A 14,265-nucleotide genomic window follows, 5' to 3' on the forward strand; every position below is an offset into this window, starting at 1 on the left:
GAGCCTACTGCGGCCCGGCCTGACGCCGTCGGGCGCCGGCCACCAGGACGAAGCCGAGACCCAGGAGACCGACAGCACCGAGCGGCAGCCACCAGGGCACGTCGTTGCCGGTGTCCGGCAGGTCGGTGCCGGCGTCGAGGTCGAGGTCCGCGGTGTCCTCGTTGCTGCTCACCAGCAGCCCGTCGGGACCCTGCCCGGTCACCGACGCCACGTTGCTCACCGATCCGGCGGCCTGATCGGCACCGGTGATCGTGTAGGGCTCGGACTCGCAGACCATCTGCTGACCGGGAGCCAGGGACGACCTCGGGCAGGTGATCGCGACGCCGGCGTCGGTCAGCATCGGGTCGTCGACGCGGATCCGGGTCACGCGGACCTCGCCGGTGTTGGTGACGGTGAAGCGGTAGACGACCTCATCACCCCGGTTCGTCAGTCCGTCCTGGTTCACGTCTCGCACCGAGGCGATCCGCTTCACCAGGCTCAGGCCGGCGTTCGCGCTCGCACCGGTGGTCGGGGTCTGCGTCTGGTCGGTGTTCGACTCCACCCGCCCACCGGAGGGCGAGGTCGCGGCGGCGGTGGCGACGTTGAGGACACTGCCGTTGTCCACGTCGGTGCGCGTGATGGTGTACGACGCCGTGCAGATGATCGCCTCGCCCGGTGCCAGCGTGGTCACCGGGCAGGCGACCGCACCGACCAGGGTGTCGGTGACCGTGACGTCGGTGAGCGTGACCGATCCGAGGTTGGTGAGCTCGAACACGTAGTCGATCCGGTCGCCGACACTCACCCGAGTGTCGCCGTCGAGGTCGACCGGGACACTCGCCCGCTTGTCGAGGGTCAGGGCGGCGGTGTCGTCGGTCGGCGTGGTGGTCGAGTCCGGCGCGGAGTCCACGGCCGGGCCGGTAGGCGGCGTGCCGCTCGCGGTTGCCGTGTTGTCCACCGAACCGGCGTCCACGTCGACCTGGGTGATCGTGTAGATCGCCGTACAGGTCGTCGACTCACCGGGGGCCAGCACGGTCACCGGGCAGGTCACGCTGCCGAGCATCGGGTCGTCGACCCCGACCTGGGTCAGGGTGAGCGCTCCGGTGTTGGTGATCAGGAAGCTGAACTCGATGGTGTCGCCGGCGTCGACACGTCCGTTTGCGTTGACGTCATCGGGGGTGCCCGCCGACTTGTCCAGTGACAGCGTGGCCGTGGTGTCGGTCGGCGTGGAGGTCGAGTCCGGCGCTGCCTCGACCGCGGGCCCGGTCGGCGGGAGCCCGGATGCCGTCGCGGTGTTGTCCACAGAGCCTGCGTCGACGTCGGACTGGCTGATCGTGTAGACCGCCGCACACGTGGTGCTGGCGCCCGGAGCCAGGGTGGTCACGGGGCAGGCGACCGCGCCGACGGTCGGGTCGATGACCGCCACGTCGCTGAGCGTGACGACCCCCGTATTGGCCACCTGGAAGGTGAAGCGGATGGTGTCACCGGCGTCGACCCGCCCGTTGCCGTTGACGTCGACGGGAGTTCCGGCGCTCTTGTCGAGCGTGAGACTCGCCGCAGTGTCGGTCGGAGTGGTCGTCGAGTCCGGGGCCGACTCGATGGCCGGACCCGCGGGAGGTGTCCCGGCGGCGGTCGCGGTGTTGTTGACCGCACCACCGTCGACGTCTGCCTGGGTGATCGTGTAGCTCGCCGTACACGTCGTGGACTCGCCGGGGTCCAGGGCGGTGGCCGGGCACGACACCGGACCGGCCTTGGGGTCGGCCACCTGGACCGCGGTGAGGCTGACGACTCCGCCGTTGGTGACCTCGAACGTGTAGTCGATGGTGTCTCCGGCATCGACGAGGCCGTTGGCATTGACATCGACCGGCGTCCCGGCGGACTTGTTCAGCGAGATCGTGGACGTGGTCCCGGTCGGCGTGGAGGTCGAGTCCGGAGCTGAGTCCACGGCCGGACCGGTCGGCGGGGTGCCCGAGGCGGTGGCGGTGTTGTCCACCGAACCGGAGTTCACGTCAGCCTGGGTGATCGTGTAGGTCGCCGTGCAGGTGACGGACGCCCCGGGCTGGAGGGTCGTGGCCGGACAGGCCACCGGGCCGGCCTTCGGGTCGTCCACGGTGACGCCGCTCAAGGTGACGGTGCCGGTGTTGGTGAGCACGAAGCGGTAGGCGATGGTGTCGCCGGCATCCACCTGGCCGTTGCCATTGACGTCACTCGGAGTCGCGGCCGCCTTGTCGAGCGTCAGTGTCGCGAGGGTCGAGGTCGGCGTCGAGGTCGAGTCGGGGTTGGAGTCGACGGCCGGGCCGGTGGGCGGGGTGCCGTTGGCGGTCGCGGTGTTGTCCACGGCACCGGAGTTCACATCGGCCTGGGTGATCGTGTAGCCGGCGACGCAGGTCACCGAGGCTCCGGGAGCCAGGGTGCTGACGGGGCAGTTGACCGGCCCGACCTTGGGGTCCCCGACGCTCACTGCGGTCAGGGTCACCGACCCGGTGTTGGTGACCACGAAGCGGAACACCATGGTGTCCCCGGCATCGACCTCGCCGTTGCCGTTCACGTCGGTCGGGGTCCCGGCCGACTTGTCCAGGGTCAGCGTCGTGGTCGCATCGGTCGGGGTGGAGGTGGTGTCGGGAGACGACTCGACATCCACGCCGGACGGGGACCTCCCACCGGCAGTCGCCACGTTGTCCACCGAACCGGAGTTCACGTCGGCCTGGGTGATCGTGTAGGTCACCGCGCAGGTCGTGGACGCACCGGGGGCCAGCACGGTCACCGGACACGTCACCGGCCCGACCTTCGGGTCGGTCACCGCCACGTCGGTCAGGGTCACGGCACCGGTGTTGGTGACCACGAACGCGTAGTCGATCGTGTCGCCGGCATCGACCCGGCCGTTGCCGTTCACGTCCGCCGGCGTGCCCGCCGTCTTGTCGAGGGTCAACGTGGTGGTGGTGTCGGTCGGGGTCGTCGTCGAGTCCGGCACCGAGGCCACGGGCGGGCCGGTCGGCGGGGTGGCTTCGGCGGCGGCGGTGTTGTCCACCGAACCGGCGTCCACGTCGACCTGGGTGATCGTGTAGCTCGCCGTGCAGGTGGTCGAGGCGCCGGGAGCCAGTGTCGTGGCCGGGCAGGCCACCGGCCCGGTCTTGGCGTCCTCCACGGTGACGCCCGTCAAGGTCACGGAGCCCTGGTTGGTCACCAGGAAGGTGTAGGCGATGGTGTCCCCGGCATCGACCCGGCCGTTGGTGTTCACGTCCGCCGGTGTGCCCGCGCTCTTGTCGATGCTCAGCGTCGTCGTGGTGTCGGTCGGAGTCGCCGTCGAGTCCGGCAGGGAGTCGATGGCCGGGCCGGTCGGGGGCGTCCCGACCGCGATCGCGGTGTTGTCCACCGAACCGGCATCCACGTCGGACTGTGTGATCGTGTAGGTCGCCGAGCACGTGGTCGACTCACCGGGCTCGAGCGTCGCCACCGGGCAGGTCACGGGACCGGTCAACGGGTCGTCGACGGCGACCGCGGCCAGGGACACCGCACCGCTGTTGGTCACCACGAACGAGTAGTCGATGGTGTCGCCGGCATCGACGCGACCGTTGCCGTTCACGTCATCGGGAGTGCCGGCCGTCTTGTCGATCGTCAGGCTCGCCGTGGTGTCGGTGGGGGTGGTCGTCGAGTCGGGCGTGGAGGTGACGTCGGGACCTGTCGGCGGGGTGCCGATCGCTGCGGCGACGTTGTCCACCGAGCCGGAGTTCACGTCAGCCTGGGTGATCGCGTAGGTCGCCGCACAGGTGGTCGAGACCCCCGGCAGGAGCGTCGTGACCGGGCAGGCCACGGCCCCGACCTTGGGGTCCTCCACGGTGATGCCGCTCAGGGTCACCGAGCCGCTGTTGGTGACCAGGAAGCTGTAGTCGATCGTGTCACCTGCATCGACGCGACCGTTGCCGTTCACGTCCACCGGTGTGCCTGCCGTCTTGGCGATGGTCAGGGTGGTGGTGGTGTCGGTGGGCGTGATCGTGGAGTCCGGCGGCGAGGTCACCGCCGGCCCCGTCGGCGGGGTGCCCGAGGCCGTGGCGGTGTTGGCCACAGCACCGGAATCCACGTCGGCCTGGGTGATCGTGTAGGTGGTCGAGCAGTTGGTCCAGGCGCCCGGCGCCAAGGTGCTGGCCGGACAGGTCACCGGACCGGTCTTGGCGTCCGTGACCCCGACGCCGGTCAGGGTGACCGACCCGGTGTTGGTCACCAGGAAGTCGTAGGCGATCGTGTCGCCGGCATCGACCCGGCCGTTGCCGTTGACGTCGAGCGGCACACCCGCGGTCTTGTCCACCGTCAGGGTGCTGGTGGCATCAGTCGGCGTGGTGGTGGAGTCGGGCGCCGAGGTCACCGGGGCGCCGGTCGGCGGGGTGCCCTGTGCCGTCGCCGTGTTGACCACGGAACCGCTGTCCACGTCGGCCTGGGTGATCGTGTAGCTGGCGGTACAGCTGATCGTCGATCCGGGCGGGAAGTTGGTCGGCGAGCAGACGACCGCCCCCACCTTGGGGTCGGTGACCCCGACCGATCGCAGCGAGACCGCGCCGGTGTTGGTGAGCAGGAAGCCGTAGGCGATCGTGTCCCCCGCGTCGACCCGGCCGTTGCCGTTCACGTCGAGCGGCGTCCCGGCGGTCTTGTCGATGCTCAGCGTCGCGATCGTCGAGGTCGGCGTGCTCGTGGAGTCCGGCGGTGACTCGATCGCCGGCCCGGTCGGCGGGGTGCCGGATGCGGTGGCGGTGTTGTCCACCGCGCCGATGTTCACGTCGTTCTGGATGATCGTGTACGTCGCCGTACAGGTCGTCGAGGCACCCGGCTGCAGCGTCGTCACCGGGCAGCTCACCGGCCCGGTCTTGGCGTCCGCGACAGCCACGTTCGTCAGGGTCACCGAACCGGTGTTGGTCACCAGGAACGTGTAGTCGATGGTGTCGCCGCGATCGACCCGGCCGTTGGCGTTGACGTCGACCGGCGTCCCAGCGGTCTTCTCGAGCGTCAGCGTCGTGGTCGTGTCCGTGGGCGTCGAGGTCGAGTCCGGGTTGGAGTCGAGGGCCGGACCGGTGGGCGGCGTTCCCTGTGCGGTGGCGGTGTTGTTGACCGCGCCGGTGTTCACGTCGGCCTGGGTGATCGTGTAGGTCGCCGTGCACGTGGTCGAGACGCCTGGCTGGAGGACGGCCACCGGGCAGGTCACCGGGCCGACCTTGGGGTCACTCACGGCGATCCCGGTCAAGGTGACCGACCCGGTGTTGGCCACCGCGAAGGTGAAGTCGATGGTGTCGCCGGCATCGACGCGGCCGTTGCCGTTGAGGTCGCTCGGCGTGCCGGCGGTCTTGTCCAGGGACAGGGTCGCGGTGGTGTCGGTCGGCGTGGTGGTCGAGTCAGGAGCGGAGTCGACTGCGGGGCCGGTCGGCGGGGTGCCCGATGCGGTCGCGATGTTGTCGACCGAGCCTGCGTTCACGTCGGCCTGGGTGATCGTGTAGGTCGCCGTGCACGTGATGGAAGCGCCCGGGGCGAGCACAGTCACCGGGCAGGTCACCGGCCCGGCCTTGGGGTCGTCCACGCCGACCGCGGTCAGGGTGACGGCGCCGGTGTTGGTCACCAGGAAGTCGTAGGCGATGGTGTCCCCGGCATCGATGCGCCCGTTGGTGTTGACGTCGACCGGCGCCTCGGCGCTCTTGTCGATCGTCAGGGTGGTCGTGGTGTCGGTGGGGGTGCTGGTCGAGTCCGGCGGGGAGTCCACGGCCGGACCGGTCGGCGGCGTCCCCTGCGCGGTGGCCGTGTTGTCCACGGTCCCTGCGTCGACGTCGGCCTGGCTGATCGTGTACTGAGTCGTGCAGGTGACCGAGGCGCCCGGCGCCAAGGTCGTGACCGGGCAGTTCACCGGGCCGACCTTGGGGTCACTCACGCCGACGAGCGTGAGCGTCACCGCACCGGTGTTGGTCACCAGGAAGTCGTAGCCGATCGTGTCGCCCGCATCCACCCGGCCATTGGTGTTCACATCGACCGGCGTCCCCGCCTGCTTGTCGATCGTCAGCGTCGCCGTCGTGTCCGTGGGGGTGCTGGTCGTGTCCGGTGCGGAGTCCACGGCCGGGCCGGTTGGCGGCGTCCCCTGCGCCGTGGCGGAGTTGTCGACACTGCCGGAGTTCACATCGGCCTGCGTGATCGTGTACGTCGCCGTGCACGTGGTGGAGGCACCCGGGGCGAGCGTGGTGACCGGACACGTCACCGGACCGGTCTTGGCATCCGTCACCCCGACCGAGGTCAGCGTCACCGCACCGGTGTTGGTCACCAGGAAGTCGTAGCCGATCGTGTCGCCCGCATCCACCCGGCCATTGGTGTTCACATCGACCGGCGCCCCAGCCTGCTTGTCGATCGTCAGCGTCGCCGTCGTGTCCGTGGGGGTGCTGGTCGAGTCCGGTGCGGAGTCCACGGCCGGACCGGTCGGCGGCGTCCCCTGCGCCGTGGCGGAGTTGTCGACACTGCCGGAGTTCACATCGGCCTGCGTGATCGTGTACGTCGCCGTGCACGTGGTGGAGGCACCCGGGGCGAGCGTGGTGACCGGACACGTCACCGGACCGGTCTTGGCATCCGTCACCCCGACCGAGGTCAGCGTCACCGCACCGGTGTTGGTCACCAGGAAGTCGTAGCCGATCGTGTCGCCCGCATCCACCCGGCCATTGGTGTTCACATCGACCGGCGCCCCAGCCTGCTTGTCGATCGTCAACGTCGTGGTGCCGTCCGTCGGGGTGCTGGTCGAGTCCGGCGACGAGGTCACCGGTCCCCCGGTCGGCGGCGTCGCGGAAGCAGTCGCGGTGTTGTTGACCGCGCCAGCGTCCACGTCGGCCTGCGCGATCGTGTACGACGCCGTGCACGTCACCGAGGCGCCGGGCGCGAGGGTGGTGACCGGACACGTCACCGGGCCGAGCTTCGGGTCGTCCACGCCCACCGCGGTCAGGGTGACGGCGCCGGTGTTGGTGACCAGGAACTGGTAGGCGATGGTGTCGCCCGCATCCACCCGGCCGTTGGTGTTCACATCGACCGGGGTGCCAGCGGTCTTGTCGATGGTCAGCGTCGCATCGGTCGACGTCGGGGTGCTCGTGGAGTCCGGTGGCGAGGTCACCGGCCCCCCTGTCGGCGGCGTGCCGGTGGCGGTCGCGGTGTTGGCCACCGCTCCGGAGTCGACGTCGGCCTGCGTGATCGTGTAGCTCACCGTGCAGGTGGTCGACGCACCCGGCGCCAGTGCCGTCACCGGGCAGGTGACGGGCCCGGCCTTGGGGTCGGAGACCCCGACCGAACTGAGGGTCACTGCTCCGGTGTTGGTCACGAGGAAGCCGAACACGATCGTGTCACCGGCGCTGACCCGGCCGTCGGCATTGGCGTCGGTGGGCGTCGCGGCCGTCTTGTCCACGGTGAGCGAGGCCACCGTGGAGGTCGGGGTGGAGGTGGAGTCGGGGGTGGAGTTCACCGCAGGGCCGGTCGGCGGGGTGCCCGCCGCCGACGCCGTGTTGGCGACCGCACCCGTATCAACGTCGGCCTGGGTGATCGTGTACGTCGCGGTGCAGGTGGTGGAGGCTTCCGGCTGGAGAGTGGTCACGGGGCAGGAGACGACACCGACCTTCGGGTCGTTGACCGTGATTGCGGTGAGCGTCACCGATCCGGTGTTCGTCACCAGGAACTGGTAGGCGATCGTGTCCCCGGCGTCCACCCGGCCGTTGCCGTTGACATCCACCGGGGTGCCGGCGGTCTTGTCGATGGTCACCGTTGTGGTGGTGTCGGTAGGTGTGGTCGTGGAGTCCGGCGCGGAGTCGACGGAGGGACCGGTCGGCGGCGTCCCGGAGGCGGTCGCGGTGTTGTTGACCGCGCCAGCGTCCACGTCGGCCTGCGTGATCGTGTACGTCGCCGTGCAGGTCGTGGAGGCACCCGGCTGCAATGTCGTCGCCGGGCAGGTCACCGCACCGACCTTCGGGTCGGCGACTGCGACGGCGGCCAGGCTGACCGCGCCGGTGTTGGTGACCAGGAACGTGTAGGCGATGGTGTCCCCGGCATCGACCCGGCCGTTGCCGTTCACGTCGACCGGCGCCGTGGCCGCCTTGTCGAGGGTGAGTGTCGCGATGCTCGAGGTCGGGGTGGAGGTGGTGTCCGGCGCCGAGTTCACGGCCGGACCGGTGGGCGGGGTCCCCTGCGCCGTGGCCGAGTTGTCGACGCTGCCGCCGTCCACGTCAGCCTGCGTGATCGTGTAGGTCGCCGTGCAGGTGGTCGTCTCGCCCGGCTGGAGCGTCGTGCCCGGGCACGTCACGGCGCCGACCTTCGCGTCCGTGACGCCGACCGAGGTGAGGGTCACCGCACCGGTGTTGGTCACCAGGAACGAGTAGGCAATGGTGTCACCGGCATCGACGCGCCCATTGGTGTTGACGTCCACCGGGGCACCCGCGGACTTGTCGATCGTCAGCGTGGCCGCAGTGGAGGTCGCGGTGGTGGTCGAGTCCGGCGGAGAGGTCACCGGTCCCCCGGTCGGCGGAGTCCCGGAGGCGGTCGCAGTGTTGACGACCGAACCGGAGTTCACGTCGGCCTGCGTGATCGTGTAGCTCACCGTGCAGGTCGTGGAGGCGGCCGGGGCCAGCGTCGTCGGTGAGCACGTCACCGGACCCACCTTGGGATCGTCCACCCCGACCAGGGTGAGGGTGACGGCGCCGGTGTTGGTCACCAGGAAGCTGTAGACGATGGTGTCGCCCGCGTCGACCCGGCCGTTGCCGTTCAGGTCGGCCGGAGCACCGGCGGTCTTGTCGATGGTGAGGGTGGCGACCGTGCTGGTCGGGGTGGTCGTCGAGTCAGGTGCCGAGTCGAGGGCACCGCCGGTCGGCGGGGTGCCCTGGGCGGTGGCGGTGTTGTTGACCGCGCCGGCGTTCACGTCGGCCTGCGTGATCGTGTACGACGCCGTACACGTCGTGGAGTCGCCAGGCTGCAACGTCGCCACCGGGCAGGACACCACGCCGACCTTGACGTCCGTCACGGCGACGCCGGTCAGGGTCACGGCACCGGTGTTGGTGACCAGGAAGCCGAAGGCGACCGTGTCACCGGCGTCCACGCGACCGTTGCCGTTCACGTCGACCGGGGTCCCGGCGGTCTTGTCCAGCGTGAGGCTGGCCACCGTCGAGGTCGGAGTGCTGGTGGTGTCCGGTGCCGAACTCACCTCCGGCCCGGTCGGCGGGGTGCCCTGAGCGGTCGCGGAGTTGTTCACGCTGCCGGCGTTCACGTCCGCCTGCGTGATCGTGTAAGACGCCGTACACGTGGTGGAGTCGCCCGGCTGCAACGTCGTCGCCGGGCAGGTCACCGGACCGGTCTTGGCATCGGCGACGCCCACGGCGGTGAGCGTCACCGCGCCGGTGTTCGTCACCAGGAACGTGTAGGCGATGGTGTCCCCGGCATCGACCCGCCCGTTGTTGTTCACGTCGACCGGGGTGCCGGCGCTCTTGTCGATCGTGAGCGTCGACACCGTGCTGGTCGGGGTGGTCGTCGAGTCGGGGGGCGAGTCGATCGGGCCACCGGTGGGCGGGGTGCCCTGCGCGGTGGCGGTGTTGTTGACCGCGCCGGCGTTCACGTCAGCCTGCGTGATCGTGTACGACGCCGTACACGTCGTCGCGGCACCCGGCTGCAACGTCGTCACCGGGCAGGTCACCGCACCGGCCTTGGCATCGGTGACCCCGACGGCCGTGATGGTCTGCGCTCCGGTGTTGGTGACCACGAACTCGTAGGCGATGGTGTCACCGGCATCCACCCGGCCGTTGCCGTTGACGTCCACCGGTGTTCCGGCGGTCTTGTCCAGGCCCAGCGAGCGCACCGTCGAGGTCGGGGTGGTGGTCGTGTCGGGCGCTGAGTCGACCGCCGGGCCGGTGGGCGGCGTGCCCTGGGCGGTGGCCGAGTTGTTCACGCTGCCGGTGTTCACGTCGCCCTGGGTGATCGTGTAGTCGGCCGTGCAGGTCGTCGATGCTCCCGGCTGGAGGGTGGTGACCGGGCAGGAGACTGCTCCCACCTTGGGGTCGGTGATCCCGACCGCGGTGAGCGTGACCGCGCCGGTGTTGGTCACCAGGAAGCTGTAGGGGATGGTGTCGCCGGCGTCGACCCGGCCGTTGGTGTTGACATCGACCGGGGTGCCAGCGGTCTTGTCGATGGTCAGCGTCGCGTCGGTCGAGGTCGCCGTCGTGGTCGAGTCCGGCGGCGAGGTGATGCCCGGCTGGTTGGGCGGCGAGGCGATCGCGACAGCGGTGTTGTTGACGGCGCCTGCGTTCACGTCGGCCTGGGTGATCGTGTAGGTCGCCGCGCAGGTCGTCGAGGCGCTCGGCACCAGCGTGGGCTGCGGACAGGTCACCGCGCCGACCTTGCCGTCGCTGACTCCCACGAGCGACAGCGTCAGGGCGCCGGTGTTGTTCACCAGGAAGGTGAAGGCGATCGTGTCGCCGGCGTCGACCCGGCCGTTGCCGTTCACGTCCACCGGGGTCGCTGCCGTCTTGTCGACCGTCAGCGTCGCATCCGTGGAGGTCGGGGTGTTCGTCTGGTCGGGGGCGGAGGTGACCACCGGACCGGCAGGCGGCGTGCCTTGGGCCGAGGCGAGGTTGGCGACCGTGCCGAAGTCGACGTCGGCCTGGGTGATCGTGTAGGTGGCCGTACACGTCGTCGACTCGTCGGGACCCAGGGTGGTGACCGGACACGTCACCGCGCCGACCTTCGGGTCGGTGACCCCCACGGAGGTCAACGTCACGGTGCCGGCGTTGGTGACCAGGAAGTCGTAGGCGATGGTGTCGCCGGCATCGACCCTGCCGTTGGCGTTGACGTCCACCGGTGTTCCGGCAGTCTTGTCGAGGGTCAGGGCCGAGTTGTTCGTGGTCGGCGTGGTCGTCGTGTCCGCTGCCGAGTTCACCACAGGACCCGTCGGCGGCGTGCCGTGAGCGGTCGCCGTGTTGATCACCGCGCCGGCATCGACGTCGGCCTGGGTGATCGTGTAGATCGCCGTACACGTCGTGGAGCCGCCCGGCTGCAGCGTCGTCGCCGGGCAGGTGACCGGCCCGGCCTTGGGGTCGCTGACTCCCACCGAGGTCAGCGTCACCGCACCGGTGTTGGTCACCAGGAAGCTGTAGGCGACGGTGTCACCGGCGTCGATCTCGTTGTTGCCGTTCACGTCCACCGGTGCTGCTGCCGTCTTGTCCATCGTCACGGTGGCGATGCTCGAGGTCGGCGTCGTGGTGGAGTCGGGCGTGGAGTTCACCGCCGGGCCGGTCGGGGGCGTGCCCTGCGCGGTGGCGGAGTTGTTGACCGCGCCTGCGTTCACGTCGGCCTGGGTGATCGTGTAGCTCGCGGTGCAGGTGGCGGCATTGCCCGGCGTCAGAGTGGTGACCGGACAGGACACCGTGCCGGCCTTCGGGTCCGTGACCCCGATCGCGGTGAGCGTCACCGCACCGGTGTTGGTCACCACGAACGTGTAGGCGATCGTGTCGCCGGCATCCACCCGGCCGTTGCCGTTGACGTCTGCGGGGATGCCGGCGGTCTTGTTGATGCTCAACGTGGCGGTCGTCGAGGTGTTGGTGCTGGTGGTGTCCGGCGGTGACGTCACCGCGGGACCGGTCGGCGGCGTGCCCTGCGCGGTGGCGGAGTTGTTGACCGCGCCGGCATTCACGTCGGCCTGCGTGATGATGTAGCCGGCCGTGCAGGTCGTCGACGCTCCCGGAGCCAGGGTGCTCACCGGGCAGGAGACGGCGCCGACCTTGAGGTCGGTGACCGCCACGGCGCTCAAGGTGACCGCACCGGTGTTGGTGACCAGGAAGCTGTAGGCGATCGTGTCACCGGCGTCGACCCGGCCGTTGCCGTTCACGTCGACCGGCGCTGCTGCCGTCTTGTCGATCGTCAGCGTTGCCACCGTGGAGGTGGGAGTGGTCGTGGTGTCCGGCGCCGAGCTGACCGCAGGCCCGGTCGGCGGGGTGCCCTGGGCAGTGGCGGAGTTGTTGACGGCGCCACCATTCACGTCGGCCTGGGTGATCGTGTAGGTCGCCGTACACGTGGTCGAGGCGCCCGGCTGCAACGTCGTCACCGGGCAGGTCACGGGACCGGCCTTGGGGTCGGTGACCCCGATCGCGGTGAGCGTCACCGCACCGGTGTTGGTCACCAGGAAGCTGTAGGCGATCGTGTCGCCGGCGTCGACCCGGCCGTTGCCGTTGAGGTCGGCGGGCGTGCCGGCGCTCTTGTCGATCGTCAGCGTTGCCACGGTGGAGGTCGGGGTGCTGGTGGTGTCCGGCGCCGAGCTGACCGCGGGACCGGTCGGCGGGGTGCCCTGCGAGGTCGCCGTGTTGTCGACGCTGCCTGCGTTCACGTCGGCCTGGGTGATCGTGTACGACGCCGTGCACGTGGTCGAGGCACCCGGCTGCAACGTCGTCACCGGGCAGGTGACCGGACCGGTCTTGGCATCGGTGACGCCCACCGCACTCAGGGTGACCGCACCGGTGTTGGTCACCAGGAAGCTGTAGGCGATCGTGTCGCCGGCGTCGACCCGGCCGTTGGTGTTGACGTCGACCGGCGCTGCTGCCGTCTTGTCGATCGTCAGGGCGGCCACGCTCGACGTGGGAGTGGTCGTCGAGTCCGGGGCGGAGGAGACGGCCGGGCCGGTCGGCGGGGTGCCCTGGGCAGTGGCGGTGTTGTTGACGGCGCCGGCGTTCACGTCGGCCTGGGTGATCGTGTAGGACGCCGTACAGGTCGTGGACAGGCCGGGCTGCACCGTCGTCGCAGGGCAGGTGACCGTGCCGACCTTCGGGTCGGTGACGCCCACGCCGGTCAGGGTGACTGCGCCGGTGTTGGTGACCAGGAAGCTGTAGGCGATCGTGTCGCCCGCGTCGACCCGGCCGTTGCCGTTGACGTCGACCGGGGTGCCCGCGCTCTTGTCAAGGCTGACCGTGGCCACGGTGGAGGTCGGGGTGCTCGTGGTGTCCGGCGCCGAGCTGACCGCGGGCCCGGTCGGCGGGGTGCCCTGGGCGGTGGCCGAGTTGTTCACGCTGCCGGTGTTCACGTCGGCCTGGGTGATCGTGTAGGTCGCCGTGCACGTGGTGGAGGCACCTGGGGCGAGCGTCGTCGTCGGACAGGTCACCGCGCCGACCTTGGCGTCGGTGACCCCCACGGCGGTGAGCGTCACCGCACCGGAGTTGGTGATCAGGAAGCTGTAGGTGATCGCGTCCCCGGCATCGACCCGCCCGTTGCCGTTCACATCGCTGGGGGCGCCCGCCGTCTTGTCGATCGTGACCGTGGCGACCGTGCTGGTCGGGGTGCTGGTCGAGTCGGGGCCGGAACTGATCGGCCCCCCGGTCGGCGGGGTGCCCAGCGCGGTGGCCGTGTTGTTCACCGCGCCTGCATTCACGTCGGCCTGCGTGATCGTGTACGACGCTGTGCACGTCGTCGAGGCCCCCGGCTGCAACGTCGTCACCGGACACGTCACGGCTCCGACCTTCGCATCCGAGATCCCCACCGACGTCAGCGTCTGGGCGCCGGTGTTGGTCACCAGGAAGCTGTAGGCGATCGTGTCGCCCGCATCGACCCGGCCGTTGGCGTTGACGTCCACCGGCGTCGCCGCCGTCTTGTCCAGGCTCAGCGACCGGATCGTGGACGTGGCCGTGGTCGTGGTGTCGGGCGCAGAACTGATGGCCGGCCCGGTGGGCGGAGTGCCCTGAGCGGTGGCCGAGTTGTTCACGGAGCCGGTGTTCACGTCGGCCTGGGTGATCGTGTAGGTGGCCGTGCAGGTGGTCGAGGCGCCCGGGGCCAGAGTCGTGACCGGGCAGACCACGGTCCCGGCCTTGGGGTCGGTCACGCCGACCGACGTCAGCGTGACCGCGCCGGTGTTGGTCACCAGGAACGTATAGGCGATCGTGTCCCCGGCATCCACCCGGCCGTTGGTGTTGACGTCCACCGGGGTGCCAGCGTTCTTGTCGATCGCGACGGTCGCCACGGTGCTGGTCGGCGTGCTCGTGGAGTCAGGCGCCGAAGCGATCGGACCACCCGTCGGCGGCGTCCCGTTCGCCGTCGCGGTGTTGTTCACCGCACCCGCATTCACATCAGCCTGCGTGATCGTGTACGACGCCGTACACGTCGTCGAGGCCCCCGGCTGCAACGTCGTCACCGGACACGTCACCGCACCGACCTTCGCATCCGAGATCCCCACCGAAGTGAGGGTCTGGGCACCGGTGTTGGTCACCAGGAAGCTGTACGCGATCGTGTCGCCCGCATCCACCCGACCATTCGCATTCACATCGACCGGCG

Annotated in this window: 1 protein-coding gene; it reads right to left on the minus strand. The window is 70.1% G+C overall.

Annotation, left to right across the window (positions count from 1 at the left end; translation table 11 throughout):
- Window positions 1–4 precede the first annotated feature (4 nt).
- On the minus strand, window positions 5–14,236 hold the full coding sequence (locus tag AB7I40_RS02295; protein ID WP_428343422.1) for a DUF7507 domain-containing protein: 14,232 nt from the start codon (window positions 14,234–14,236) through the stop codon (window positions 5–7).
- Between the last annotated feature and the right edge of the window lie 29 nt (window positions 14,237–14,265).

Origin of the sequence: Nocardioides sp. (genome assembly GCF_050246775.1) — a bacterium.
Lineage (GTDB): Bacteria > Actinomycetota > Actinomycetes > Propionibacteriales > Nocardioidaceae > Nocardioides.